This window comes from Novosphingobium sp. BL-S-33 (assembly GCF_056857025.1).
This window is the reverse complement of the sequence record NZ_CM166474.1, coordinates 510,695-535,912: the sequence shown is the minus strand read 5'-3', so window position 1 is coordinate 535,912 and position 25,218 is coordinate 510,695. Positions and strand designations below refer to the sequence as shown.

Below are 25,218 nucleotides of genomic sequence, written 5' to 3'. Positions count from 1 at the left end.
ATCCCCCCGCCCGGAGGAGGAGTGGGCGGGGGGAAGGGGGAGGAGCGGGTTAGAACTTGACGCGAACGCCAGCCGTGTAACGACGCTCGAAGATGTTGTTGTAGGCCTTCTCGTCGGTCCAGGTCAGGTAGTACTTCTCGTACTCGCCGGTCAGGTTCGAACCCTGCGCATAGAGGGTCACGTTCGGCGTGACATCGTAGCTGACCGAAGCGTCGACGTAGTTGGTCGGCGCCTGGTAGAGTTCGAGGCCGGAGATACCGCCGAAGTCAGACTGCACCGCGCGCTTCGAGCGGTAGTTCCAGGCGACACGGGCCTGGAAGCGCGAGTCCTGATAGAACACCGCGACGTTGGTCTGGATTTCCGAGTTGTCCTGGAACGGCACCTTGTTGCCGGCAAGATCCTTCTGGCCGGTGTCCGAAGGCGAATAGGTGAAGTTGGTGTCGACGCCGAAGTTCCGCAGGAAGTTGGGCATGAACCCAAGATCCAGGAACGACAGCTTGGCGCCGGCTTCGATACCCTGAAGCGTGCCGCCCTCGCCCTGCACCGGAATGGTGATCGAGACCGTGCGGTTGCGCACCACGCCGTCGTTGTCGGGCAGGTCGTTGCGGACAATGTTGCCGCTCTGGATGAAGCTCTCGACGTTGATGTGGAACGCGCCGAGGCTCAGCAGGCTGCCGCGCCCGATGTAGTATTCAAGCGAGGTTTCGACGTTGGTCGCGCGCCAGGGATCGAGCAGCGGGTTGCCGCTCTGGTTGCCGCCGGTCACGCGGAACACCGGAGTTCCGGGGATGCTGGTGTCGATCGCGTAGCCCGGCGTCAGACCGCCGCCCCACTGGTTGAGATCGAGCAGCGTCATCGTGCGCGAGAAGGCAAAGCGCAGCTTGAGGTTCTGCTGGAGATCGAAGGCGACGTTGAAGGCCGGCAGGATGTCGGTGAAGTCGCGCTTGGTCTCGATCGCGGCGCCCACTGCATTGGCCATGCCGTAAGGCTGCGGACCGGCGCTGCCGTACTGGGTGATGTCCAGCTTGGTGTTGATGACCTTGACGCCGCCGTTGCCGCTGAACGGCAGGCCGAACAGATCGCCGTGGAAGTCCATCTGGAAGTAGCCGGAGATCTGCTTGACGCCGACCGAGTACGACGCGCCGGGGTTCATGACCTCGACATTGCCCGGATAGAACCCGTTCTGGAAGGCCAGAGCGTTGTCCATCGTCTTGGGATCGAGGACGTACATGCTGGGCACGCCGGCGACACCGGGGTTGAACAGCTTGACGTTGCTGGCCAGCGTCGGGTCGCTGGCGGGGCGGGTGAGGCCGGCGGTGAAGTAACCGGAGGCATCGCCCGCGCTGCACGACTTGTCGCTCATCGGCACGTCGAACGCCTTCCACTTGACGAGGCAGCCGTTCGGATCGCTGGCGCCGTTGCCGGCGTAGAGCGGTGCCGCGCGGTCGAATTCGTAGTCGGAGACCGAACGATCCGAATAACGCGCGCCGAAGCTCAGCGTCAGGTCGGGCGAAGCTTCGTAGGAACCATCGGCGCGGATGACCTTGAGGTCGCCGTTGCGGCGGTAGTTACCTTCGGACGACATGGTCTTGAGCGCGTAGTCGTTGACGTCGCCCAGTTCGCTCACCAGCTGCGAAGGCAGGCTGATGCTCGGCTTGCTGCCGGTGAAGTCCACCGTGGCGGGCAGCGAGTTCAGGCCGGCGATCGTGTTGACCGTGAAGCCGTTCGGGTTGAACGCGCGGTCGCCGCCCAGCGAGGCCGGATAGTGGCCGATGCCGCCCGGCTGCCACTGCAGGCCGTTGGACATGCTGAACTGCAGGTAGCTCTGGTCGTAGTACTGGTGCGCCTTGCCATAGACGCCGCGCAGGGTGGCCTTGAACGGGCCGCCGTTGTCGAACTTCAGCTCAAGGTTGTAGTTCTGCGACTGCGACTGATAGCGATCGTTCTGGGAGTAGGAATCGAAGTTACCCAGATCGTAGTTGTACACCTGCGTGGTGTTGATGTTGTAGGTCTTGTGGTCGTTCGGGTCGACATACGTCGCACCGGTATCGCGCGACTGGCCGGGGACGAACTCTGCCGCCTGCCAGTTGACGTTCTGCATCTGGAAGCCGGCGATGCGGTCGTGCTCGTCCTGCTTGGTGAAGAAGCCGTCGCCGGTCAGCGTCAGCGCGTCGTTGACCATCCACTGGAACGAACCGTTGATGCCCAGGCGCTGGCGCTCGTTGATCTTGTTCCAGCCGGTGAAGCCCTGCGGAACGATGAAGGCATCGGTGGCGGTGCCGTTGTCATTGACGTCCACGCCGCCGGCCACAGGGGTACCGCGCGGGCGGAACGAAGGCGAGAAGCCGCCGTTGGAGGTGGCGTCGAGCGTGCCTTCGTTATGAAGCGCGGCGCCGTAGCCTTCCTGGATGCCGTTGTGCGAGTTGAACAGGCGCACGTCCGAATAGGCGGCCGACACCATCACGCCGAAGCGGTCGTTGTGCCAGGAGATCAGGCCGTTGAAGTTCGGGTCGAACTTGTGCTTGGTCTTGTCGCCGTAGGAACCTTCGGCGGCGGCTGCGAACGTGAAGCCTTCCTTGAGGTCGAACGGACGGCGCGTGCGCAGATTGACGGTGCCGGTGATGCCCGAGTTCAGCAGGCTCGCGGTGGTCGACTTGATGACGTCGGCGCCGGCGAAGAGCTGCGAGGGAATATCGTCGAAGTTCGGCTGCGTCGTGGTGATCGACTGCGCGCCGAGATAAGTCTCGCCGTTGAGCAGCGTGGTCACCTGCGGCAGGCCGCGGATGTTGATCGTCGAGCCTTCGCCGGCGCTGCGCAGGATCTGCACGCCGGGGATGCGCTGGAGTGAGTCGGAAATGGTGACGTCGGGCAGCTTGCCGATGTCCTGCGCGGAGATCGAATCGACCACCGAGGTGGCATCGCGCTTCAGGGCGACGGAACGCTCCTGCGAGCCGCGAATACCGGTGATGACGATTTCGTCACCGCCGCCGTTGGGCGTGCTGGCCGAGGCGGCCTGAGGGGCGCCGGACGTGGTGTCGGCAACAGCAAGGCGGGTGGCGGCACCGGTGATGACGGGCGCTGCTTCCTGCGCGAATGCGGAATGTGCTGCACCCAGTGCAACGATCGACGTGGCTGTCAGCAGAACGCCACGATTCAGAAAACCAGGCTGAATCATACCCCCAAAGCTCCTCTCCTCACACGCGCAGTTGGCGTGGTTCCCATTCTTTGGAAGAGGGCCGGTCGATTGTGTTCGTACCGCGTCCGCTCTTCGCACGAGGGTTCTTGTGACTCGTGTTGATTTAAACATCAGCCCAAACCCCCAAATGCGTCAACTTAAATTTTTTCTTTTTTGTTAGTTTGCGTGACAGAGTGGTTGTAATCACACACCATGAAAAAAGAGGATCGCACCCGAAAGACCGCGAAGCAGGCCGGAAAACAGGCCGCTCCGGTTGCTGCTGAAACCACTGCGGAAGGCGGCATCGCCGACGCGGCGTCCGGAGAAGGTACCCGGCCCCAACCGGGACGGCGGCTGGCCGTCTCACTGTCCGGCACCAATCTGGCGCGGGCGAGCGACTACAACCAGCGCATCGTGCTCCAGGCGGTCCGCCTCGCGGGGGAGACGACACGCATTGCGCTCGCCAACCAGACCGGGCTGACGCCGCCGACCATCGCCAACATCACCACGCGGCTGGAGGACATGGGCCTTGTCGCGCAAGTGGGGCGCAAGCACGGCGGACGCGGCCAGCCGGCGCTGCGGCTGGCGATCAATCCCGACGGCGCCTTCGCGATCGGCCTCAATGTCGACCGCGACCATATCACGCTGGTCACGCTCGATCTGGCTGGGGAAGTGCGCAGCCGGATCACGCGCGAGGTGCGCTTCGCGATGCCGGCCGACGTGGTGACGATCATCGCCGCCGACCTTGATGGGCTGCTGGCGGACGGCGGCGTGGACCGGGACCGCATTCTCGGCGTCGGCGTGGCACGTCCCGACGACCTTGGCGGCATTGCCCTGCCGCACAAGCCGGCCGGGTACGAGAGCTGGAGCAAGGTCGATTTCTGCGATCTTTTGAAGGACGTGCTGCCTTGGCCGATCCACGTCGACAACGACGCAGCGGCGGCTGCGCTGGGCGAGGCGCAGGGCGTTGGCGGGCAGGACCGGCCAAGCTTCTTCTACCTGCTGATCAGCGCGGGTCTTGGCGGCGGCCCGGTGATCGACGGCAGCTATTATCGCGGCGCGCGCCTGCGCAGCGGCGAGATCGGCCTGCTGCCCGATCCGGGCGGCGCGGAGCCGGGCGCGCTGGTGCAGGACACCGTCTCGCTTTCGGCCATCGAAGAACGTCTGGAACTGGCTGGGCGCAAGCTGGAGCGGCTGGAGGACCTGCTGGCGCTCGATCCGGTCATGGCGACCACGATCGACCAGTGGATCGCCGATGCCACGCGCGCGCTCACGGTGCCGCTGGTGGCGGTTTCGTGCCTGCTCGATCCCGATGCCATTCTGATCGGCGGGCGCCTGCCGCTGCCTCTGATCCAGCGCCTCTCCGCGCGGATCGAGGCGGCGCTGGGACAAGTGCCGATGCCCAACCGGGTACCGGTCCAGCCCGCACAGATGGCGAGCGATGCCCCGGCCATCGGCGCGGCAATCCTGCCGCTCCTTGATCAGCTCCTGCCTTCCGATACGATCCTCATGCAGGCGGGACGCACGCTCGAAATCTAAAAAAAAGAATTTGTCTTAATCAATCGACCTGCCATTATACGATCCTGGTAACATCAGGCGCCGCGCCCCGGTGAGGGAAGCGCGGACGCGACTGGAGAGGGTCTATGCAACGCATGGCGCACATCGCGCGGGCAGCACTGTGACGCTGCGAATTGGCATCGATTTCGGCGGCACCAAGATCGAGGCGGCCGCTCTGGACGAGCAGGGGCAGGTGGTTCACCGCCTGCGCACCGAAACGCCCGCGCATTACGAACAGGCGCTGACCACGCTGCGCGACCTTGTCGCTTCGGTGGAAGGCCAACTCGGCCGCCGGGCCTGCGTCGGCATCGGCGCGCCGGGGTCGGAAGTGCAGGCGACCGGGCTGATGCGCAACGCCAACTCGGTCTACCTCAACGGCCGGCCTTTTCGCGCGGACCTGAGGCAGGCGCTCGGCCGCGAAGTGCGGCTTGCCAATGACGCCAATTGCTTCGCCCTGTCCGAGGCGATTGACGGTGCCGCCGCCGGCAAGGCTTCGGTCTTCGGGCTGATTATCGGCACCGGGTGCGGCGGCGGACTGGTGATCGACCGCCGCGTCGTCAATGGCGCGCACGGGCTGGCGGGCGAAGTGGGCCACATGCCCTTGCCCAATCCGGAGCCGGACGAATTGCCCACGCCGCAATGCTGGTGCGGCCTGCGCGGCTGCTTCGAATCGTGGGTTTCGGGCACCGGCTTCCGGCGCGCTTTCGTGGCGGAGACCGGGCGCGATCTCGATTCGCCTTCGATTGTGCAGGCGGCACTGGCGGGCGACGAAGCGGCCGCGACCGCGCTCGAACGCTACCGCGACCGTCTGGCGCGCGGGCTGGCCGTGGTTGCGAACCTGTTCGATCCCGACGCCATCGTGCTGGGCGGCGGCATGTCGAACGTCGCGCCGATCTATGACGGGCTGAGCGAGGCGATCCGCGCGCTCAGCTTCTCGGGCGCATGGTCCGGAGACGTGGTGCAGGCCCGCTGGGGTGACAGCTCCGGCGTGCGCGGCGCGGCGCTGCTCTGGGATGTCGAGGAAGCGGCTGCGGCCGAAGCTTGAGGATTTTCGCGCAAAGAGGTTGTTTTAGCGGCGAAGCCGCATCTTTCCGTCTGACACGGCAGAAACCGCCATGTTGGACGGAAAGAGACGCCTGGGGTGCCTCACAATCTCTTCGCGCCTTTGCGCCTTTGCGCGAATCCCAATGATTGAAAAACGCCCCTAGCCCGGCAGCGCACCGAGACTGTCAGGGCGCAGCACGCAAGGCGCAGGTCCGGGCGGCCAGCCCCTCCACTTGTCGTGCCCCACTGGCGGCCAGTTCAAGACTGGTCCCGCGCGGCCCAAAACGCGGCCAGTCCGGCAGCCCGGCACCGTTCGGATCACCGGTTCGCGCGAAGTTCACCCAATAGGCTGCAAGCGGCGCGGCGGCGTCCGATGCCGCACCGTCCTCGCCCAGCACGAAGCGGATTTCCGAGCCGTGAGTCACCGGCTTGTCGCCGGGTCCCTCGATATCGAACTGATAGTGCCAGGTCGCCGCGCCTGCCCGCGTGCGCTCGGCCGCGACATGGAGCGCGGGGCAGCGGAAGGTCAGGTCGTTGGCAAGCCGCAGGGCAAGGTCGGCAGGCGGCGTGCCTCCGGGCGCAAGGCCGTAAGCCGTCAGTGCGGCCTTGGCATTGCTGCCGAAGCCCTGCGCGATGGCGCGTTCGGGCGTGCCGTAGAGGCCCAGTTCGTGGAAGTTGTTGCCCAGGATCAGCGGCACGTCCTTGCCGACGCCGCGCGCCAGCGAGGCGGCGGGCGTTTCGGTCAGCACCACCCCATCGACCACGGCCTGAAGCCAGATGAAGCTGTCATCGTCGAGGTTCGGGACATCGACGTGTTCGCTCGCTTCGATCAGCGCCTTGCCCGGCAGCGCGCGCAGCTGCGCGGCGCTGGCATGGGGCGGGGCACCGGCGGACGTGGCGATGATCTCGCCCAGCGCCTCGTTGTCCGCCAGCGAGCGCGGGGGAAGGCCGAAGCCGGGCGTGCCGCTCTCCTCGATGGCCTTGCGGAACAGGCCCCTGCCGCCCGGAGACAGCAATTGCAGGCCCACGTCCTGCGCGCCGGCGGATTCGCCGAAGATCGTGACATTGGCAGGATCGCCGCCGAAGCGCGCCACATTGGCCTGCACCCAGCGCAGCGCCGCCTGCTGGTCCATCAGCCCGTAATTGCCCGAATGCGCGCCAAGTGCCGGATGCGACAGGAAGCCCAGCGCCGAGAGGCGGTATTGCACGCTCACCAGCACCACGCCGCGCGCGACGATCGGCGAATCTCCGGGGCCGGGGCCCCCTCCGGCGCGGTTGCCGCCGCCGTGGATCCACACCATCACCGGCAGCGGCTTGGCCGGATGCAGCGCAGGCGTGGCGACATCGAGATAGAGGCAGTCTTCCGACTGGTTCGCCGCCGCCTCGCGGTTCCAGCCATAGTCGATCTGGAGGCAGGCGGGGGCGGATCTGACGGTCTCGCGGATGCCCGGCCAGTGCTTCACCGGCTGCGGCGCGCGCCAGCGCAAGTCGCCCACCGGCGCCGCTGCGAAAGGGATACCCCGGAACACCGTGCGACCGTCCGCGCCGGTCTCGCCCCGGATCGTCCCGGTATCGACAGTGACGACCGGAGGCGCACCGGCTGCGGGCGCCGAAGACGCCAGCAGCAGTGCCGCGAGGGCAGCGCTCACGGAATCAGCGCGGCGGGAATCGGCCGGGCCGCGGGCTTGGCCAGCGCCGCCTTGAATGCCGCTTCGGCCACCTTGTTCATCACTTCGTAGCCGGCGACGGTGGGGTGCACATGGTCAGACGTCAGCCCATCGCGCGCGCCGAGGCCGGAGCCCTTCATCGCCGTCCAGTAGTCGGCATAGACCGAGCCGGTCTTGGCGGCATAGCTCTTGAGCCAGGTGTTGAGCCGGACGATGCGCATGCCGGTCTCCAGACCCGGGCGCCACGGGAACTGGTCCGCCGGCGGGATCGAGGCGAGGATCACGCGAATGCCGTGTGCCTGCGCCAGTTCCACCATCGAGCGGTAATTGCCCTGGATCTGGTCGTCTGTCATCGGGCCGGTGTTGCTGGCGATGTCGTTGGTGCCCGCCATGATCTGGACGACATCGGGCTTGAGGTCGATCACATCCTGCCGAAAGCGCAGCAGCATCTGCGAGGTCGTCTGCCCGCCGATGCCGCGCCCGATCCGGCCCGGCGTGAAGAAGGCGCGGTCAAGATCGTACCAGCCCTGCGTGATCGAATCGCCCATCAGTACGATGCGCGGACGCGGCGCCTTGGCGGCGTCCACGGCATTGGCGTCGCGGTAGCGCGCGGTCCACGCCCAGTCGGTATGGAGCCGCGCTTCCGCGTCCTGCGCGGCGGCATTGACGGCGGCAGGGGCCGTGGTGGCCGGCTGCGCCATGGCCGAAGCCGGCAGCAGGATCGCGGAAAGGGCAAGGCAGGCAAGGCAGGCAAGATTACGCTTCAAGATCAATTCCTCACGGCAATGGTCTGGGCCGCGACGTTCCAGCCGCGCAGCTTGACCGAGGGTGAACCGCCCGCGAGCGCGCTCGGCGCGGTGACCGTCACGGTGCGGGTCTCACCCGGCAGCAGCGAGACATAGTTGTCCGAGTAGTAGGCGGGAAGCACTTGCTTGCCCTTGGCGTCGAACAGCGTGAGCTTGGTCTGGATCGCGGCGGTCTTGCCGGGATTGGTCAGGGTGACTTCGATCCTGGTATCGCTGCCTTCGGTGCTGACCTTGGCCGTGCCGGTCAGCGGCACTTGCGCCATGGCGCTCAGCCCCTGAAGCGCCTCGTCGCTGGCGGCCTGCCAGTAGAAGTTGTCCGAAAGCCGCGCGCCCGCGCTGTCCAGCGCTTCCAGGCGCACCAGCACCGGACCCGAGGCCATCAGCGGCGCAAGGTCGAGCGTGAAGGCATCGTTCACCTTGCCGGCCACTGCGTCCACCTTGGCATCGCGGGTGGCAAGCGTCCGCCCGTCGAGCGCCTGCACTGTTGCCCGCACCGTCACGCCGGGCAGCGCCGCCATGCGGTTGTTGACGAGGATGACCTTGTGATCGGGCAGGTTCATCTGCACGTGGACCGGCTCGGAAGCCTTCTTCATGCCGTAGAACGCACCGTGGGTGTCATAGTCGGACGAGAACACCTGCCAGGCCGAGCTGGGCCATGCCGGCTGCGTCATCCACAGCATGCGGCCCGAATTCTCGGTCCAGAGCCCCGCATTCATGCCTTCGAAGATCGCGCGGTAGCTTTCGTATTCCAGCATCTGCGCCTTGCGCTCGAAATCGGGCAGGCTGGTGGGCTTGCCGAATTCGCGGTCCATGGCATCGGTGAAGCTCTTCACCGCGCCGTTCCCGCTCTGGTGCCAGTCGTGATAGGCCCAGGTGTCGCTGACCGGCCAACGCTCGCTCGCCGGGATCACGCGCTCCCACGATTCCAGCGTCGGGAACGAGGGGGTGCCGACCTCTACCGCAAAGCCCTTCGAATATTCGGTGAAGTACTTCTCCGGCTCACGCCAGTTGTAGGGCCCGGAATCGTGCAGGTTGATGCGGTTGGAAGAGGGCATGTAGAGCCGCGTGCCGTCCTGCGTGCGCAGCAGGTTTTCCAGCCCTTCGTTGAGGATCGGCTGCGGCACGCCTTCGTTGCGGCCGAACCACACCACGATCGAGGGATGGTTGCGGAAGCGGGAAACCACGTCCTTCGCATTGTCGAGGAACAGCGTCGGGTCCTGCGACTCGATATTGTAGTCCTGCGTCGATTCCCAGAAATCGCTCATGACCATCAGGCCATATTCGTCGGCAAGGTCGAAGAAGCTCGCCTGCGTGTTCTGGCCCATCCAGTTGCGGATGATGTTGACGTGGGCGTCCTGGTGCAGCTTGAAGAAGGGCTCCAGATGCGCGCGATCGACGCGCTTCATGAAGTCGTCCATGCCCACCGAGCCACCGCGCGCGGCGATGCGCACGCCGTTGACGCGGAGCACGAGGAAGGGCGAGAGCCCCTCGTCACCGGCAATCGGAGTGACGGCGGGCGACTTTTCGGCACCGGGCGCGAAGGAATAGGCCCAGCCGCCCGGCACTTGCCGGATCGCGTCATGGCGCTGATCGACGATCCGCTGGCCAAGGCTGCGCGCCTTTTCCATGTCCAGTGCAACACGGTCGAGATGGCCGCTCTGGTCCACCAGCGAAATCTCGTAGGTCACCTGACGCATGCCGAAGCGCACGTCCTTGCTGTCCGACTGCTGGCCGTCGATCGCGGTCGAGATGTGGGCGGTGTGCAGGGCCGGATCGCCATAGCCGTTGGGCCACCACAGCTTCGGGTTGGCCACGGCCAGCGCGGCATCGGTCTCGGGCGAGAAGCGCACGTCCACCGACTGGCGCGCGGGCACGGTCACGCTGCGCTCCACCGCCACGTCGTCGAACGCGGCGCGCACGGTGGCGGTGACGGCGCGGTCCGAAAGGTTGGCGACCGGCACGGTGATCTCGATATTGGCCACGCTGTTGTCCGCCTTGGGCAGCGTGGTGACGACTTGCGGGTCGCCGATGCGCGCGTCTCCGGTGGCGAGGAGCTGGACGTCCTGCCAGAGCCCGGTCTGGCGATCGCGGATGGTCGGGATCCAGTCCCAGCCTTCCGCCGCGCCGAACGTCGGCCCGTCGAGCATCATCATGCCGCCATTTTCGCCGACGCCGGACGTCAGCGATTCCTCATGGGCAATGCCGGGGCGAGGTGGGGGCGAGACGCGCACGGCAATGGCGTTGCGGCCGGGCTTCAGCAGCGGCGAAACGTCGAACTTGCCGCGCACGAAGGCGCCCTTGGTCGTGCCGACTTCGGTGCCGTTGACCCAGATCTGCGAGGCATAGTTGATGCCGTTGAGCAGGAGTTCGAGGTGGCGGCCGGAGGCGCCGGCGGGCAGGTCGAACTCGGTGCGATACCAGTAGTCCTGATGCGCCAGCTTCTCAGGGATGGCGAGGTTGTTGAGGCCGTGCGCCGGATCGGGATAGACGCCGCGATCGACCAAGGTGGTCAGCACGGTGCCGGGGACGGTGGCCGCATACCACCGAGCATCGCCGAAGCCGGGGCGCGAGATCGTGGCGGCATCGCCGTTCACGTCGGGCGCGGCGGCGAGCGTCCACTTCTGGAGCGTCCACTTGCCCGCGCCGTTTTCGGCGAGCGGGGTGACTTGCGGCACCGGCTTGGCGACCGGCTTGTCCGGCGCGGCGCCGCGCGGCAGTGTCGAGACCGGCTGCGGGGTGACCTGCCCCTGCATCTGGCGCACTTGCAGCGGCCAGCGCGGGCTGGTTTCGGCGAACTGCATCAGCGCGGGATTGGGCGGCGTTGCGGCGGCATGGCGCAAGTCGCCGGGCGAGGTCGCGCCCAGATCGAGGCGCAGACCGCCGAGGTGAGCGGCTGGGGCCGGTGCGGCGCCGACCAGCAAGCGCGCGGGTTGGGTAGTGAGGGACTGCGCGAGCGTGGCGGCGGGTTTCCCGTCGACCAGGAGCGTCAGGCCCTTGGCCGTGTTGACCAGCGCGAAGTGGTGCCACTGGCCGCCGCGCAGGGCTGCGCCGCTTGCGGTCTGGCCGTTCGCGTTCAGTACCGGCGTGCCGCCGGTCACCGCGATCGAGGCCAGCGCGGTATTACTGTCCTTGCCGGCAAGGGTTGCCAGCGTGCCACCCTCATTGCTGTCCAGCGAGGCCCAGAAAGAGAGGGTCCAGTCGCCGGCGGGCATGGTGATGTCCTGCGACCAGACCGGGGAGGCGGGGATCACGGCGAGATCGAAAGGTCCGGCGACTTGTGCAGTTGCCGCCTGCGATGTCGCGATGACCGCCATTGCGCAGGCCGTCATCCATGCCGTGCGCGCGCGCAGTTTCGCCCCGTTGCTCATCCTCATCCCTTTCACGTGTCGCTTGCCCGGTGTTCGGGCTTCGGCCGCACCAAACACGTAGCCGAGGCAAAAGCCAAATGTTTTTATATAATCGGCTGCGGAGAATGGGGGATTGGTTGGTTCTGGGGTTGTTTGCCGATAGCGCCCATCTCCGCTCGTCCTGAGCTTGTCGAAGGACGCTGGCGCTGCGCTGTGGTCCTTCGACAAGCTCAGGACGAGCGGAGATGGGGAGGTCGGGGAGGTCGGGGAGGTCGGGGAGGTCGGGGAGGGGAGAGGGCGGGGAAGGTTGGGCGAAATAAATCCGCAGACCCAAACGCAAACGGCGCGGAAAGAGCCTTGCCCTTTCCGCGCCGTGCGAAGTCTTGGATCGTAGCCTTACGTCAGGCCCGGCCGATTGCCAGGAAGCGTTCCTCGCGGCGGGCCAGCAGTTCGCTGGTCGGCAGCGCGCGGAGTGCGTCCAGTTCCTGCTCGATGGCGCCAAGCAGCGCCTGCGCGGCCTTGTCGGCATCGCGGTGCGCGCCGCCGGTCGGCTCGGGCACAACGCGCTCGATCACGCCGAGCGCAAGCAGATCCTGCGCCGTCACCTTCATCGCCTCGGCCGCGTCGGGGGCCTTGTCCGGCGTGCGCCAGAGGATCGACGAAGCGCCCTCGGGCGAGATCACCGAGTAGATCGAGTGTTCGAGCATCAGCACGCGGTCGGCCGCAGCCAGCGCCACCGCGCCGCCGGAGCCGCCCTCGCCGACGATGGCCGAAACCATCGGCACCGGCACGCCAAGGCAGGCCTCGATCGAACGGGCAATCGCTTCCGCCTGACCGCGTTCCTCGGCCTCGACGCCGGGGAAGGCACCGGCGGTATCGACCAGCGTGATCACCGGCAGGCCGAACTTGCCGGCCATTTCCATCAGGCGGATCGCCTTGCGATAGCCTTCGGGCTTGGCCATGCCAAAGTTGTGGCGGATGCGCGAAGTGGTGTCGGAACCCTTCTCGTGGCCGATCAGCATGACCTTGCGGCCATTGAGCTTGGCCAGACCGCCGATGATCGCCTGATCTTCGCCATAGAGACGGTCACCGCCCAACGGCACGAACTCGGTAAAGCCGAGCGCGAGGTAGTCCACGAAGTGGGGGCGCTGCGGATGGCGCGCCACTTGCGTCTTCTGCCAGGGCGAGAGCTTGGCGTAAGTGCCGCTCAGCAGCGCCGCGCTCTTCTTTTCCAGACGGCCGATCTCGGACGCGATGTCGAGATCGCTGCCGCTGGCAGTCGCGCGCAGTTCGGCAATGCGCGCTTCCAGTTCCGCGATCGGCTTTTCGAATTCAAGAAACGAGATCATGCTCTATCCGTTCAGGTCTGTTGCAGCGCGCCTCAACCGGCGCGCTTCGCCAGCCACTCTTCCAGCCACTTGATGGTATAGTCGCCGCTCTGGAACTCGGGATCGTCCAGCAGCGCCTGATGCAGCGGGATCGAGGTCTTCACACCGTCGATCACCATTTCATCCAGCGCACGCTTCAGGCGCATGATCGCGCCCTTGCGGGTACGGCCCGAGACGATGAGCTTGCCGATCATCGAATCGTAGTAGGGCGGGATACGGTAGCCCGCATAGAGCCCCGAATCGACGCGCACGTTCATGCCGCCCGCCGCGTGGTAGGCGGTGACCTGACCCGGCGAAGGCGTGAAGTTCCACGGGTCTTCCGCGTTGATGCGGCACTCGATGGCGTGGCCCTTGAACTCGATCTCTTCCTGGCGGAACGAAAGCGGGTTGCCTTCGGCCACGCGGATCTGTTCGCGCACGAGGTCGACGCCGGTGATGGCTTCGGTCACCGGATGCTCCACCTGCAGGCGGGTGTTCATCTCGATGAAGTAGAACTCACCGTTTTCCCAAAGGAACTCGATGGTGCCGGCGCCGCGATAGGCCATGTCGGCCATGGCCTTGGCTACGATGCCGCCCATGCGGTCGCGCTCTTCGGGGGTGATGACCGGCGAAGGCGCTTCTTCCAGCACCTTCTGGTGGCGGCGCTGCAGCGAGCAGTCGCGCTCACCCAGATGCACCGCCTCGCCCTTGCCGTCACCGAAGATCTGGAATTCGATGTGGCGCGGGTTGCCGAGGTACTTTTCCATGTAGACGGTGGCATCGCCGAAGGCGGCCTTCGCCTCCGAACGGGCCTGGCCCATCTGGCTTTCAAGTTCCTCGGCCGAATTCACGACCTTCATGCCGCGGCCACCGCCGCCCGAAGCGGCCTTGATGATGACCGGGTAACCGATCGTCTCGGCCAGATCGCGCGCGACGGCGAAATCCTCGATCGCGCCGTCCGAACCCGGAACCAGCGGCAGGCCGAGGGCGCCAGCGGTGCGCTTGGCCTGCACCTTGTCGCCCATCGTGCGGATGTGCTCAGGCTTGGGGCCGACCCAGATCAGGCCATGCGCCTCGACGATTTCGGCGAACTGAGCGTTCTCCGAAAGGAAGCCGTAGCCGGGGTGGATCGCGTCGGCATGGGTGATCTCGGCCGCAGCGATGATCGCCGCGACATTGAGGTACGAATCCTTCGCCGCGGGCGGGCCGATGCAGACCGCATGGTCGGCAAGGCGCACGTGCATGGCTTCGGCATCGGCGGTCGAGTGGACCGCGACGGTTTCGATGCCCATCTCGCGCGCGGCGCGGTGGATGCGCAGCGCGATCTCGCCGCGGTTGGCAATCAGGAGGCGCTTGATGGCCATCAGATTATTGTCCTCAGGCGATCACGACGAGCGGCTGGTCGAATTCGACCGGCTGCTGGTTCTCGATGAGGATCGCCGTGATCGTGCCGCCCTTGGGCGCGACGATCTGGTTCATCACCTTCATGGCTTCGACGATCAGGAGGATGTCGCCGGCCTTGACCTGCTGACCCACGCTGATGAAGTTCGGGGCGCTGGGCTCCGGTGCGAGGTAGGCGGTGCCGACCATCGGCGACTTCACCGCGTCGACCGGAGCGGCCGGAGCCACTTCGGCAACCGGAGCGGCGGCAGCCGGCGCAGCGGCGGGGGCGGCGTAAGGCATGGCCGGGGCGGCAGCAGCGAAGACCTGCTGCGCAACCTGGCGCGTGACCTTGATCTTGCGTTCGCCGTCCTCGACCTCGATTTCGGTCAGGCCGGTTTCAGCCAGGAGCTCGGCGAGCTCGCGTACCAGCGCGCTGTCGATGTTCACGCAACTTCCTTTCGTTCAAGATAGCCGAGCAGCGAGGCCAGCGTGCCTTTGAGGTCCTTGCGGTGGACCACCATGTCCACCATGCCGTGGGCATGGAGGTACTCGGCGCGCTGGAAGCCGTCGGGGAGTTTCTCGCGGATCGTGTCCTGGATCACGCGCTGGCCGGCGAAGCCGATAAGGGCGCCGGGCTCTGCAATGTGGATATCGCCCAGCATCGCGTAGCTGGCGGTGACGCCGCCGGTGGTGGGATCGGTCAGGACGACGATATAGGGCAGACCCGCCCGCGCAAGGCGGCGGATCGCGACGGTCGCCTTGGGCATCTGCATGAGCGAGAGGATACCCTCCTGCATGCGTGCGCCGCCCGCAGCGGTGAAAATGACGTAGCCGCAATTCTCGGCAATGGCGCGCTCGGCGGCTTCGACGAAGGCTTCGCCCACGGCCATGCCCATCGATCCGCCCATGAACGCGAAGTCCTGCACGCCGAGGACGACCTTGCGGCCCTCGATCGCGCCCAGCGCATTGGTCAGCGCATCGGGGAACACATTGGCGGCGCGAGCGGCCTTGAGGCGATCCGAATACTTCTTGGAATCGCGGAAATTGAGCGGGTTCTCCGGCACGCGCGGGGCGGCGAGAACGCCGTAACCGGCATCGAGCAACTGGTCGAAGCGCTGCTGTGCACCGATGCGGCCATGATATTGGCAGCGCGGACAGACCGAGAGGTTGTCCTCGAACTCCTTGGTGAAGAGCATCTCGCCGCAACCGGGACACTTGGTCCACAGGTTGTCGGGCGTGTCCCGCTTCTTCAGGTTCCCTAGGGAATTGCGTACTTTGCTAAGCCAACTCATGACCAACCCTTGCGTGAGACCCGAGCGGCCCGGTGATTTTCCGGGCTCATCTCGCGGCCGTCCGGAAGCCGTATGGAAACGCCGAATTCCGGCAGATCCTGCGACCGAACGATCCTTGCGGACGACAGACACCGTGCCGGTCTGCCGGCCCGTCGCCGAGCGCGGCAATACGCGGCAGATATGGGTAGATCAATCGCCTGCGCGAGGATGCTGGGACAAAAAGTGCCAGATCGGGGCACCGGGGTCCATGAGGCATAAGGGCTAAGGCCGCAGGAATCCTCGATTTCCATGGTCCTGACGCTGCCTCTGTAAAGTTACATGGAAGCCCTCAAACTTCGCTGTCTTCCACCACCTTCCCAATACGTCAAGCAAGAAATTTTCGGTCTTTCTACACCCCTCCTGTTGCTGAAATGAGACATATTCACCCTTCATGCCACGGCTTGATCGGGGGAAGTCCTGCGATCAGGATGGCCGCACCATGAGACAGGCGACCACGATCCTCACTTTCGACACCCCCGGCCGGGGCCTTACCGATATCACGCGGGCGATTGCGGTGTGGCAGCGGGAGAGCGGCATTGGCGAAGGCCTGCTGACGCTTTTGTGTCGCCACACCTCCGCCTCACTGCTGATTCAGGAGAATGCCGCGCGCGAGGTGCGCAGCGATCTGGTCGCCTGGCTGGACCGCGTCGCCCCGGAAGGCGCCTATTACGATCACGACGATGAAGGGCCGGACGACATGCCCGCGCACCTCAAGGCCACGCTGACCGGCGTGAACCTGTCGATTCCGGTGATCGGCGGGCAAATGTCGCTGGGGACGTGGCAGGGCATCTATCTGGCCGAGCATCGCCGCATGCCGCATCGAAGGGAGGTGGCGCTCCACCTGTTCGGCGCGTAGATTCAATCTGTAACCGGCGACAAGTGCGAGACGAACTGGGTTCATGAGCGACATCGCCCCGCCTGCCGAATCGCCTCCCGTCCCGGAGGCTCCTCCGCACGGCGGCGATCTGGTGAAGCGCCACCGACTCTCGACGCGACTCTGGCACTGGACGAATGCCGTCACGCTGCTTGTCATGCTGATGAGCGGGCTGATGATCTTCAACGCCCATGCCCGCCTCTACTGGGGCGAATATGGTGCGAACTTCGATACGCCGTGGCTGAAGATCGGGTCCGCCCGGATCGGCACGCATGAATATGGCTATCTGCAAGTGGCCGGCCACCGGGTCGAGACGACCGGGCTGCTCGGTTACTGGAAAGACCCCGACGGGACCCCGCATCGCCGCGCCTTTCCTTATTGGGCGACGATTCCCTCGGCCTACAGTCTGGCCGATGCACGGACATGGCATCTGGCTTTCGCCTGGGTGCTCTCGCTCGGACTGGCGACTTATCTGATCTGGTCGCTCATCAACCGGCATATCCAGCGTGACATCCACATAACGCGGCGCGAATGGCGGCTGCGGCATGTGTGGCAGGAAGTGAAGGACCATGCCCGGCTGCGTCTGCCCACCGGCGCGGCGGCGCTGCGTTACAATACGCTTCAGAAGATCGCCTATGCCATGGTGCTGTTCGGCCTGCTGCCGCTGGTGATCCTGACCGGCCTTGCCCTCTCGCCCGGCACCGATGCCTGGCTGCCGGTGACGGAGATCTTCGGCGGGCGGCAGACCGCGCGCTCGATCCACTTCCTCTGCGCCTTTGCGCTGGTGGGCTTCTTTGTCGTTCATATCGCCATGGTCGTGCTGGCGGGGCCGTTCAACGGACTGCGCTCGATGGTGACGGGCTGGTATCGGCTTCCGAAAGAGCGGGCGAAGGAGCGCGACCGTTGAGCAAGCTGATCCTCTCGCGCCGGCGGCTGATTCAGGCCGGAGCAGTGGGCGCCGGCGGGCTGCTGCTCTCCGGCTGCGACCGGCTGACGCGCGATCCCAAAGTGCTCGATTTTCTGGGGGAGGCGGAAAATCTCCACCGCGTGACCCAGCGCGGACTGGCGGGCGATTCCTTGGCGCGCGAGTTTGCCGAATCGCAGATGTCTCCCACTTTCCGCGCCAACGGCAGCCTTGCCGTGGCCGATCCGGTCTATCGCGCCCACTTCGCGCAGGGCTTTTCGCAATGGGCGCTGCGGCTGGACGGTATGGTGGAGCGGCCGCTCATGCTGCCGCTTACCGCGCTCAAGCAGTTCCCCCAGCGCACCCAGATCACCCGCCACGATTGCGTCGAGGGCTGGAGCGCGATCGGAAAGTGGACCGGCCCGCGCGTCGCCACCCTGCTCGATCTCGCGCGGCTCCGGCCGGAGGCGCGCTATCTCGTGTTCCACTGCGCCGATCTCTACGGCGGGCGGCCCTATTACGAATCGATCGACCTTGTGGACGCCTTCCACCCGCAGACGATTCTCGCCTGGGCCATGAACGGGCGTCCGCTAGAAGAGGAGCACGGCGCGCCGCTGCGCCTGCGGGTGGAGCGGCAGCTTGGCTACAAGCACGCCAAGTTCGTCACCCGGATCGAGGCGGTGGCCGCGCTGGACGGAATCTATGGCGGCAAGGGGGGGTATTGGGAGGATAACGGCCGCTACGCGTGGTATGCCGGGATTTAGTCGACTGGCCCATTGCTTCCCGCCGCATCTGGCCTATCCACGCGGTTTCGAAAAAATATCGTGAGAGCGTGCCCCCCCGTGACTTTCCATGATTTCCGCGAGTTTCAGCCGTGATTTCCGCGCTCGACTTGTTCCGTATCGGCCTTGGCCCTTCCAGTTCGCACACCGTTGGCCCGATGCGCATCGCCATGCGCTTCCTTCAGGGCATCGAAGCCGCCGGGCAGCTTGAAGCAATCGGCCGCGTGCGCGTGGACCTCCAAGGCTCGCTGGCGCTGACCGGCGAAGGCCACGGCACCCCCGATGCCTGCCTGATGGGCCTGATCGGCTTCGAACCCGAAACCGCCGAGCCCGCCGAAGCCCATGCCGCCGCCGCCGCCGTGCGCGCCAGCGGCCGGATCCTGCTGCTGGGCCGTCACGAGATCGCCTTCGATTGCGCGGGCGACCTGATCCTCGATTTCGACCATATCCCCGACCTCCACCCCAACGGCATGGTGCTGACGGCATGGGACGCTGCGGGCGAGGAACTAGCGCGCGGCGAGTATTTCTCGACCGGCGGCGGCTTCTATTCCAGCCGCCATCAACTCGAACAGCCCGCGCCCGACGATCAGGTGGTCAATGGCCCCCCGGTGGCCCACCCCTTCACGTCCGGCGCCGAATTGCTGGCCATCTGCGCCGAGAGCGGTCTCGACATCGCCGAAGTCATGCTGGCCAACGAGGCTGCGCGTCGCCCTCAGGAGGAGACGTTCGCTGGGCTCGACGTGATCGCCGATGCCATGAACTTGTGCATCGATCAGGGGCTGACCAAGGAAGGGCACTTGCCCGGTCCGCTCAAGGTCCGCCGTCGCGCCCGTGCCATTCACCAGAAGCTGATCGCCCGCCCGCAGGACAATCAGGCTGAAACACTGATGGACTGGCTCAACCTCTATGCCATGGCGGTGAACGAGGAAAATGCCAGCGGGGGCCGCGTCGTCACTGCGCCGACCAATGGCGCGGCGGGCATCGTCCCCTCGCTGCTGCGCCAGTATTGCAGCGACGGGAATGTCGCGATTCCCGTGAAGGCGCGCCGCTATCTGCTCACCGCGGCCGGGATCGGCCTGCTCTACAAGCAGCGTGCCTCGATCTCGGGCGCGGAGATGGGCTGTCAGGGCGAAGTGGGCGTGGCCTGCTCGATGGCGGCGGCAGGGCTTGCGGCGGTCTGGGGCGGCACCCCGGTCCAGGTCTGCGCGGCGGCCGAGATCGGCATGGAGCACAACCTTGGCCTTACGTGCGATCCGGTGGGCGGGCTGGTGCAGATCCCCTGCATCGAACGCAACGCCATCGCCGCGGTGAAGGCGGTGAACGCGGCGAAGCTGGCCTTGCATGCCGGGGAGACGCCGCGCGTCTCGCTCGATCAGGTGATCGAGACGATGCGCCAGACCGGGCTCGATATGTCGAGCAAGTACAAGGAAACGAGTCAGGGCGGGCTGGCGATCAACGTCGTGGCCTGCTGAGCGCTTTCGAATAAGCGCTCACCCTCCGCAAAAACTCGCCGTCATCCCCGCGCAGGCGGGGATCCCGCTTGTTCTTGAGCCGTGGTGCGAAGGAAGCGGGGCCCCCGCCTTCGCGGGGGCGACGAGGTATGGTTTGGTTGGCGGTTCATTTGGCAACGGATTGAAGATCCGACTGCCGACACGCGCTTCTACTGCAACGTCGCTGCACCGTCGTCGTCATCATCCGCACGGCGGCCGAAGAACTGCATGAGCTGCACCAGCAATTCGCACCGCTCCGGCAGGCTCGACGCTTCCAGCAATGCCTGCTTGGCCGCCGCATCGAACGGCGCGATCTGCGAGACGCCATTGATCAGCGAACGGTCATCCAGCCGTGCCACCTGATCCCAGTCCACCGCATAGCCCTGCGCATCGGCGAAACGCCGCGCCTCGCGCTCGAAACTCGCGCGTTCCACTGCGGCCAGTGTCTCGTGGTCGCTATCGACCAGCAATTCCGCCTCGATCTGGCGGAACGGCGTGGAGACATTGAGTTCGCGCAAGGTGCGGAAGCGCGCTTCGCCTTCGAGCAGGATGTTGAACCGCCCGTCCTCCAGCGCCTCGACATCGCCGATGCGGCCAAGGCAGCCCACCGCGAAGAGCGGCGCGCCTTCCACCGGGCGCTGCGGCTGGATCATGCCGATTCGCCGGTCACGCGCGAGGGCGTCGCTCACCATCGCGCGGTAACGCGGCTCGAAGATGTGGAGCGGCAATTGCAGCCCCGGATAGAGGACGGCGCCGGGCAGGGGGAAGATGGTGATCCGCACGGCGCCGAGCCCCATCAACCGAACAGAACGGTGGAGAGCTTGCGGCGCGTGGCCGAGACCCACGGATCTTCCAGTCCGACGGCCTCGAAGATCTGGAGCAGCTTGGCGCGTGCGGCGCCTTCGTTCCACTCGCGGTCGGCAGCGACCATGCGCAGCAGCGTCGCGGCGGCCTCGTCGCGCTCACCCGCCGCGAAGGCGGCATTGGCGAAGGCGAGCTGGGCGTCCATGTCGGCCGGACGTTCGGCAGCGGCGGCGCGCAGGGCGGCGAGTTCGCTGTCGTCGGGCTTGTCCTTGGCAAGCGTGAGCGCGGCGCGCGCGCGTTCGAGATGCGGGTCGGCGGCCAGCTCCGGCTCAAGGCTGGACAGCACTTGCTCGGCTTCCTCGATTCGTCCGGCCACAACCAGCCCGCGCACGAGGCCCGCGATCACTTCGGCATTGTCCGGCGCGATATCGAGGATCTGCATGAAGATCGATGCGGCGCGTTCGCCGTCGCCTTCGGCCAGCGCTTCCTCGCCCATCGCGATCAGCGGGGCGACATCCTGCTGCGGCGCAGCGCCGCCGGGCTGGATCGGCAGCTTTTCGAGCAGCTGGTCCAGCATCTGCTTCAGCTGCGATTCGGTGCGCGCGCTGGTCAGATCGGCGACAGGCTGGCCCTGGAAGATCGCATAGACCGTGGGGATCGAGCGGACCTGGAACTGTCCGGCGATGAACTGTTCCTCATCGACGTTGAGCTTGGCGAGCACCACGCCCTTGTCGGCATATTCGGCGGCGACTTTCTCCAGAACCGGCGTCAGCGCCTTGCAGGGACCGCACCATTCCGCCCAGAAATCGAGGATCACCAACTGCGTCATGGACGGTTCGGCAACCGTCTGGCGGAAGCGGTCGACCGCCTTCTGTTCGTCGAGGTTGAGACCCATGCTGGCCAAGATTCTTGCTCCCGTGAATGCGTGCGCGAATGCGCTTGAAGGCCCTAGATCGGCCTTCGCGACCGATTTGTGAAGGGTTTATGGGCTTGTTGCAGGGCTTCGTACGATTCTTTCAATTTAGCTCTTGCCGACCCCAAAAAGCACTGCTAGTGGGCCGCCTCCACCCCGGACCTGCCGGTTAATCCAGCAGGTCTTGAACGTCAGAGCGGGCGTAGCTCAGGGGTAGAGCACAACCTTGCCAAGGTTGGGGTCGAGGGTTCGAATCCCTTCGCCCGCTCCAGTTCATATACGGGAATTCCGGTTCCGCCGGAATATCTCGAACGCCAGAGCGGGCGTAGCTCAGGGGTAGAGCACAACCTTGCCAAGGTTGGGGTCGAGGGTTCGAATCCCTTCGCCCGCTCCAGTTCGACTATCAGCGAAAACGAACCCTCTCTTTTCGAGCGCTACGCGGCAAGCCGCTTCGCTTGTGGTTCGAATCCCTTCGCCCGCTCCGACATTCCAATCCAACATCGATGAAAAAACGGCGGCGCAAGCGATTGCGCCTTGATGTCGTCTGCCTTTCTCGGGGCGCTACCAGCGCAGCATCCGCGGGCCCAGCAGCGCGCCCAGACCGGCGACCAGCACGATTCCCAGCGAATACCATGTCAGCACGAAAAGCGCCGAAGTCTCGGAGCAGTGCAGGCAGTAGAGGCAGGCTGCCCAGGCACCGGCGGCAAGTCCGGCGGTCGCTCCCGCAAGACGCAGGCGCGTCGGGGCGAGGCGGCGCAGCGCCCAGAGCAGCCCGGCAAGAATCGGCAGGGCAAGCAGGAAGACATTGGCCGCGCAGACCTTCCAGCTATGGCCCAGCCACATAGCGAGCCACTGCGAACCCGGCGTCCGCGCCAGTTCCAGCAGCGCGGCCAGCGCGAGCAGGGCAATCGGCACGGCCATCGCCCAAAGGCCGCGCATCCGCCCGCAGTCGGGCCGCGCCAGCCGCAGCGTTGCCGCACAGGCGAACATGGCGAGCGTGGCGGCAAAAAGCGCCTTCATCCAGAAACCGCTGCTCTGCATCGCATCGGCCAGATCCCGGCGGATGCCGAGCCCCAGCGCCAGCGCGGCCAGCGTCACCGCCCCGCCGATCACCAGCCCGATCACCAGCCGCCGTGCCGGACCGTGGCGCGGCACTGCGCAGAGATCGGCGCTGAGCGCGGCGACGAGGTGATCGCAGGAAACCTTGTCGCGGCTCACTTCATCGCCTCCCGCACGCGCGCGGCCAGCGCCTTGAGGCCCCGATGGGTGGAAACCTTCACGTCCGATTCGCCCATGCCCTCGCGCCGGGCGGCCTCGGCAGTGGAGAGCCCGTCTATCCGGGTGGCGCGGATGGCGCGGGCCTGCTTGTCGGGGATCGTCGCCAGCAAGGCGTCGGTGTCGAGCCCGGCGCCGACTTCGTCCTCGAAACTGTCGATGGAAAAGCTGTCTTCCAGGCCCTCGATCGGCACGGTGCGGCCCCGACGGCGAAAGTGGTCGATCATCTTGTAGCGGGCGATCGCGTAGAGCCAGCCGGTGAAGCTGCGCGTCGGATCATAGGTCATCCGGCGGGTGTGCAAGGCGATCAGCGTTTCCTGCAAGAGATCCTCGATATCGTCGTCCTGCCCGGACATGCGGCGGCGGAAAAACGCGCGCAGGCGCGGCACGAGCGCCTCCAGCAACCGGGCATAGGCCTTCGCATCGCCATTCAGGGCGAGGATCATCCAGTCCCTGAGTTCGGACTCGCCGGTGCGCATCAGCATATCCAGAGAAGTTCGCGGGAATGCCCCGTGACGTTACACCGCCCGTGCCGATGCGCGAGGATTATTCGGCAGCGCGCCGATAGAGGATCGAGTGACCATGCTCGCCCGAGCGCGCAACCGGCACCCAGCCGAGCACGGGCAAGGGCCGCGTGCTTTGCCAGACGATCCACATGAGCGGGATTGCCGAAGGAATTTTCTCTGCGCTGGTCAGCACGGGGGCCTGCCTCTGCCCTTGGCAGGGCTCACCGATCTCGATGGCCGAAGGGTCGCGATCGAAAGGAACGGCGGCGGGATTGTCGATCGTCAGCAATTGTCCGCCCGACATTGCAAACTGGTCGTTGGCGAAAGCATGGCGGCGCAGCAGCGCGTAACTGGCGATGTGCATGTTGCGAAGGCGCCCTTGCAGCACGTAGCCACGGCAGGGCATCGCATTGAACGTGACCAGCTGCGATCCGCGCGGAACATGGTCGAGTACGGCGGCTTCCTCGCGTATCTGGCGATCCCACAGGGCCATGCTTGCCGTGTTTCCCGCCAGCCGCAATCCGAAGAAAGCCAGCCCCAGCAGCACCAGCCAGCCGATATTCCGGGTTGTCGATACGGGGCGCAACGCGATGAGGGCCAGCGCGAAGATCGTCGGCAGCATGCGCATGTCGGCATAGAACGAGCCATAGACCCAGCCCGGCATGAACCAGAACAGGGCGAACAGCACAAGCGCGGCCAGCGCCAGCCCCTTGTGCAGGGCGAAAGAGGAAGATCGCCATGCGAGCGCGATCAGGACAACCAGCGCAAGGGCGGACAGTGTGTCGAACAGGCTCCAGCGATCGGCCAGGACATTGGCGATGAAATAGAGCTTCTCCGGCAGCATGAACCAGCCTTCGGTCGGAAGGTGTTCCGGCGTATGCGGCCAGAACAGGCTCAGGACTTGCGGAACCAGAAGGCAACTGCTGGCGATGAAGCCGGTGCAGGCCGCGCGCCAGAAACCTCTTCCGTCTTCGAAGCGAGCGGCCAGTTCGCAGCAGCCCACGATGATGCACAGAACGGCCCAGGCGGCGAGATGGCTGATCCACACGACGCAGGCGATCGGGCAGAACAGCAGCCAGCGCAGCTTCGGCCGGGCGATCATCCAAGGGCTTAGCCAGAGCGCCAGCGAAAGGGTGGAGAGCGCCGTCGCCAGTGTGAAGTTGATGAAGCCGTATTGGAATGGGTTGCCGTAGGCCAGCGGCAGCGCAAACAGCGCGCTGACCATGATCCGCCCATGCGCGGTGCGCGAAAGCAGCAGATAGCCTGCCGTCTGCAGCGCGACGATCAGCATGGCGATTGCCTTCATCGTCAGGGTCAGGCCGATCAAGGGTTCCAGCGCGAAGGCCACAAGGTCGGTGCCGAGATTCGGGATAAGGTTCCACTCGAAGTGGAACCAGCGCGCGATATCGGCGGACCGCCCAGCGTCCTGCTGGATCATGAAGCGGGACATGTGCGCGGGAAGATCGGTCAGCGGCGGAACTTGCGGCGCGATCAGCGGCACGCAGGCGAGCAGCACGAGAGCTACCGCCCAAGCGCCCGGCACAATGCCCCGGCGCCAGTCGACCGGGGTGGTCGCCGCGTATTCGTTCGGCGTCGGGTTTCTCATCCGGCAGAGGCTTTCGGGGTAAAGACAAAGTGGCGGGACAGCAGGAAGAACATGATGGAATAGGCGATCATCGCCGCACCTTGGCCGATCAGGTTTTCCGCAAAGCCGAGATTGCGCATCGTCGCCAGAACGGCGAGATTGGCCGAGTAGGACACTGCGAACACGGCAAGAAAACGCCCGATTTCCTGGGGCGCCACGGTGCCGCGCATGCCGAACGTCCAGCGCCGGTTGAGCGTGAAGGAAACCCAGAGGCCGATACCGTAGCTGACCGCATTGGCGATCCAGTCACCGGCACCCAGTCGCAGCAGCACGGCAATCACGGCAAAGCCGACCAGCGTGTTGACCACGCCGACAAGACCGAAACGAATGCAGGAGCGCAGCATGGCG

Annotated in this window: 20 protein-coding genes and 2 tRNA genes; 8 read left to right on the top strand and 14 right to left on the bottom strand. The window is 65.8% G+C overall.

The features are described from left to right. Nucleotides 1–49: 49 nt before the first annotated feature. On the bottom strand, nucleotides 50–3,175 hold the full coding sequence (locus AC1VVM_RS02440) for a TonB-dependent receptor (RefSeq protein WP_482955763.1): 3,126 nt from the start codon (nucleotides 3,173–3,175) through the stop codon (nucleotides 50–52). A 213-nt stretch (nucleotides 3,176–3,388) separates the two neighbouring features. Between AC1VVM_RS02440 and AC1VVM_RS02435 the strand changes: the two genes are divergently transcribed. Beyond that, nucleotides 3,389–4,714, top strand: coding sequence for an ROK family transcriptional regulator (locus AC1VVM_RS02435; protein ID WP_482955762.1), 1,326 nt, complete (start codon nucleotides 3,389–3,391; stop codon nucleotides 4,712–4,714). Between the two features lie 139 nt (nucleotides 4,715–4,853). Beyond that, nucleotides 4,854–5,777 carry an ROK family protein gene (locus AC1VVM_RS02430; RefSeq protein ID WP_482955761.1) on the top strand — a complete coding sequence of 308 codons (924 nt, stop codon included), beginning with the start codon at nucleotides 4,854–4,856 and terminating at the stop codon, nucleotides 5,775–5,777. Between the two features lie 184 nt (nucleotides 5,778–5,961). Here the strand turns inward: AC1VVM_RS02430 and AC1VVM_RS02425 are convergent, their stop codons facing one another. The 7 genes from AC1VVM_RS02425 to accD form a co-directional block, all read right to left on the bottom strand. After that, nucleotides 5,962–7,425, bottom strand: coding sequence for a carboxylesterase/lipase family protein (locus tag AC1VVM_RS02425; RefSeq protein ID WP_482955760.1), 1,464 nt, complete (start codon nucleotides 7,423–7,425; stop codon nucleotides 5,962–5,964). Next, nucleotides 7,422–8,210: a GDSL-type esterase/lipase family protein gene (locus AC1VVM_RS02420; protein WP_482955759.1), complete on the bottom strand. Its 789-nt coding sequence runs from the start codon at nucleotides 8,208–8,210 to the stop codon at nucleotides 7,422–7,424. The genes AC1VVM_RS02425 and AC1VVM_RS02420 overlap by 4 nt, the downstream gene beginning before the upstream one ends. Before the next feature lie 2 nt (nucleotides 8,211–8,212). After that, entirely contained in the window at nucleotides 8,213–11,617 is a 3,405-nt protein-coding gene (locus tag AC1VVM_RS02415; RefSeq protein WP_482955758.1) for a glycosyl hydrolase 2 galactose-binding domain-containing protein, read from the bottom strand. A 380-nt stretch (nucleotides 11,618–11,997) separates the two neighbouring features. Then, nucleotides 11,998–12,945, bottom strand: a complete 948-nt coding sequence (locus AC1VVM_RS02410; RefSeq protein ID WP_482955757.1) for an acetyl-CoA carboxylase carboxyltransferase subunit alpha — start codon at nucleotides 12,943–12,945, stop codon at nucleotides 11,998–12,000. Nucleotides 12,946–12,977: 32 nt separating this feature from the next. Beyond that, nucleotides 12,978–14,327, bottom strand: a complete 1,350-nt coding sequence (gene accC / locus AC1VVM_RS02405; RefSeq protein ID WP_132389996.1) for an acetyl-CoA carboxylase biotin carboxylase subunit — start codon at nucleotides 14,325–14,327, stop codon at nucleotides 12,978–12,980. Between the two features lie 13 nt (nucleotides 14,328–14,340). Continuing rightward, complete coding sequence (gene accB, locus AC1VVM_RS02400) at nucleotides 14,341–14,793, bottom strand: acetyl-CoA carboxylase biotin carboxyl carrier protein (RefSeq protein WP_482902628.1); 453 nt, start codon at nucleotides 14,791–14,793, stop codon at nucleotides 14,341–14,343. After that, complete coding sequence (accD, locus tag AC1VVM_RS02395; protein ID WP_132390000.1) at nucleotides 14,790–15,638, bottom strand: acetyl-CoA carboxylase, carboxyltransferase subunit beta; 849 nt, start codon at nucleotides 15,636–15,638, stop codon at nucleotides 14,790–14,792. Before accD ends, accB begins: the two co-directional genes overlap by 4 nt. A 478-nt stretch (nucleotides 15,639–16,116) precedes the next feature. Here accD and AC1VVM_RS02390 point away from each other — a divergent pair, with 478 nt between their 5' ends. The 4 genes from AC1VVM_RS02390 to AC1VVM_RS02375 all read left to right on the top strand — a co-directional run bounded on the left by AC1VVM_RS02390 (nucleotide 16,117) and on the right by AC1VVM_RS02375 (nucleotide 19,709). Beyond that, nucleotides 16,117–16,533 carry a secondary thiamine-phosphate synthase enzyme YjbQ gene (locus AC1VVM_RS02390; protein ID WP_482955756.1) on the top strand — a complete coding sequence of 139 codons (417 nt, stop codon included), beginning with the start codon at nucleotides 16,117–16,119 and terminating at the stop codon, nucleotides 16,531–16,533. A 43-nt stretch (nucleotides 16,534–16,576) separates the two neighbouring features. Continuing rightward, on the top strand, nucleotides 16,577–17,458 hold the full coding sequence (locus tag AC1VVM_RS02385) for a cytochrome b/b6 domain-containing protein (RefSeq protein ID WP_482955755.1): 882 nt from the start codon (nucleotides 16,577–16,579) through the stop codon (nucleotides 17,456–17,458). Between the two features lie 5 nt (nucleotides 17,459–17,463). Further along, nucleotides 17,464–18,219, top strand: a complete 756-nt coding sequence (locus AC1VVM_RS02380) for a molybdopterin-dependent oxidoreductase (RefSeq protein ID WP_482956323.1) — start codon at nucleotides 17,464–17,466, stop codon at nucleotides 18,217–18,219. Between the two features lie 110 nt (nucleotides 18,220–18,329). Next, on the top strand, nucleotides 18,330–19,709 hold the full coding sequence (locus tag AC1VVM_RS02375; protein ID WP_482955754.1) for an L-serine ammonia-lyase: 1,380 nt from the start codon (nucleotides 18,330–18,332) through the stop codon (nucleotides 19,707–19,709). Nucleotides 19,710–19,897: 188 nt separating this feature from the next. Here the strand turns inward: AC1VVM_RS02375 and AC1VVM_RS02370 are convergent, their stop codons facing one another. Further along, a complete protein-coding gene (locus tag AC1VVM_RS02370; RefSeq protein ID WP_482956322.1) occupies nucleotides 19,898–20,524 on the bottom strand; it encodes an LON peptidase substrate-binding domain-containing protein in 627 nt (208 codons plus the stop codon). Then, nucleotides 20,524–21,426 carry a tetratricopeptide repeat protein gene (locus AC1VVM_RS02365; protein WP_482956321.1) on the bottom strand — a complete coding sequence of 301 codons (903 nt, stop codon included), beginning with the start codon at nucleotides 21,424–21,426 and terminating at the stop codon, nucleotides 20,524–20,526. The genes AC1VVM_RS02370 and AC1VVM_RS02365 overlap by 1 nt, the downstream gene beginning before the upstream one ends. A 214-nt stretch (nucleotides 21,427–21,640) precedes the next feature. On the opposite strand from AC1VVM_RS02365, the gene AC1VVM_RS02360 reads away from it, so the two are divergent. Together AC1VVM_RS02360 and AC1VVM_RS02355 are read left to right on the top strand one after the other, a co-directional pair. Further along, a tRNA-Gly gene (locus AC1VVM_RS02360) sits at nucleotides 21,641–21,715 on the top strand. A gap of 48 nt (nucleotides 21,716–21,763) precedes the next feature. Further along, a tRNA-Gly gene (locus AC1VVM_RS02355) sits at nucleotides 21,764–21,838 on the top strand. Nucleotides 21,839–22,005: 167 nt separating this feature from the next. Here AC1VVM_RS02355 and AC1VVM_RS02350 read toward each other — a convergent pair. The 4 genes from AC1VVM_RS02350 to AC1VVM_RS02335 all read right to left on the bottom strand — a co-directional run bounded on the left by AC1VVM_RS02350 (nucleotide 22,006) and on the right by AC1VVM_RS02335 (nucleotide 25,214). Continuing rightward, nucleotides 22,006–22,662, bottom strand: a complete 657-nt coding sequence (locus AC1VVM_RS02350; RefSeq protein ID WP_482955753.1) for a DUF1109 domain-containing protein — start codon at nucleotides 22,660–22,662, stop codon at nucleotides 22,006–22,008. Beyond that, nucleotides 22,659–23,198, bottom strand: coding sequence for a sigma-70 family RNA polymerase sigma factor (locus AC1VVM_RS02345; protein ID WP_482955752.1), 540 nt, complete (start codon nucleotides 23,196–23,198; stop codon nucleotides 22,659–22,661). The genes AC1VVM_RS02350 and AC1VVM_RS02345 overlap by 4 nt, the downstream gene beginning before the upstream one ends. 67 nt (nucleotides 23,199–23,265) lie before the next feature. After that, nucleotides 23,266–24,831, bottom strand: coding sequence for a hypothetical protein (locus tag AC1VVM_RS02340; RefSeq protein WP_482955751.1), 1,566 nt, complete (start codon nucleotides 24,829–24,831; stop codon nucleotides 23,266–23,268). Then, a complete protein-coding gene (locus tag AC1VVM_RS02335) occupies nucleotides 24,828–25,214 on the bottom strand; it encodes a GtrA family protein (protein ID WP_482955750.1) in 387 nt (128 codons plus the stop codon). The genes AC1VVM_RS02340 and AC1VVM_RS02335 overlap by 4 nt, the downstream gene beginning before the upstream one ends. Between the last annotated feature and the right edge of the window lie 4 nt (nucleotides 25,215–25,218).

What these genes read in the sequence shown, in the direction of transcription:
- AC1VVM_RS02440 (WP_482955763.1), bottom strand. Translation starts at nt 3,175, where the DNA reads ATGATTCAGCCTGGTTTTCTGAATCGTGGCGTTCTGCTGACAGCCACG.
- AC1VVM_RS02435 (WP_482955762.1), top strand. Translation starts at nt 3,389, where the DNA reads ATGAAAAAAGAGGATCGCACCCGAAAGACCGCGAAGCAGGCCGGAAAA.
- AC1VVM_RS02415 (WP_482955758.1), bottom strand. Translation starts at nt 11,617, where the DNA reads ATGAGCAACGGGGCGAAACTGCGCGCGCGCACGGCATGGATGACGGCC.
- AC1VVM_RS02410 (WP_482955757.1), bottom strand. Translation starts at nt 12,945, where the DNA reads ATGATCTCGTTTCTTGAATTCGAAAAGCCGATCGCGGAACTGGAAGCG.
- accC (WP_132389996.1), bottom strand. Translation starts at nt 14,327, where the DNA reads ATGGCCATCAAGCGCCTCCTGATTGCCAACCGCGGCGAGATCGCGCTG.
- accD (WP_132390000.1), bottom strand. Translation starts at nt 15,638, where the DNA reads ATGAGTTGGCTTAGCAAAGTACGCAATTCCCTAGGGAACCTGAAGAAG.
- AC1VVM_RS02390 (WP_482955756.1), top strand. Translation starts at nt 16,117, where the DNA reads ATGAGACAGGCGACCACGATCCTCACTTTCGACACCCCCGGCCGGGGC.
- AC1VVM_RS02385 (WP_482955755.1), top strand. Translation starts at nt 16,577, where the DNA reads ATGAGCGACATCGCCCCGCCTGCCGAATCGCCTCCCGTCCCGGAGGCT.
- AC1VVM_RS02370 (WP_482956322.1), bottom strand. Translation starts at nt 20,524, where the DNA reads ATGGGGCTCGGCGCCGTGCGGATCACCATCTTCCCCCTGCCCGGCGCC.
- AC1VVM_RS02365 (WP_482956321.1), bottom strand. Translation starts at nt 21,426, where the DNA reads ATGGGTCTCAACCTCGACGAACAGAAGGCGGTCGACCGCTTCCGCCAG.
- AC1VVM_RS02345 (WP_482955752.1), bottom strand. Translation starts at nt 23,198, where the DNA reads ATGCGCACCGGCGAGTCCGAACTCAGGGACTGGATGATCCTCGCCCTG.
- AC1VVM_RS02340 (WP_482955751.1), bottom strand. Translation starts at nt 24,831, where the DNA reads ATGAGAAACCCGACGCCGAACGAATACGCGGCGACCACCCCGGTCGAC.
- AC1VVM_RS02335 (WP_482955750.1), bottom strand. Translation starts at nt 25,214, where the DNA reads ATGCTGCGCTCCTGCATTCGTTTCGGTCTTGTCGGCGTGGTCAACACG.